Annotated in this window: 1 pseudogene; it reads left to right on the top strand. The window is 37.6% G+C overall.

The annotated features are described in order from the left end of the window. Positions 1–255, top strand: a pseudogene (locus ORL93_RS31160) (hypothetical protein); the annotation flags it as partial.

Genomic DNA, 255 nt, shown 5'->3' with positions numbered 1-255 from the left:
AAATAAAACCATCATGGGAACGAATGAAAAATTGCATCTAGCCGTGATAAATAAGTTTAAGGAAGCTGAACTACGATGCGACTTAATCCCTGAAGACCTGACCATTTATGATGAAGTGCTGGGACGTTGGTCGACTGGTGAATTAGAAGAAATAGAACATCTAATTTCGATAATGTCTCAGTATCATTCTACATTAGCTTCTGAAATCGGACAGCTAGGTGAATTTGGTGATTTCGGATTCGGATTTTATCCTAT

The sequence above is a fragment of the Bacillus sp. DHT2 genome, assembly GCF_026241455.1.
Lineage (GTDB): Bacteria > Bacillota > Bacilli > Bacillales > Bacillaceae_G > Bacillus_A > Bacillus_A pseudomycoides.
The sequence above is the reverse complement of the archived record's forward strand: the minus strand, read 5'-3'. Positions and strand labels throughout refer to the sequence as shown.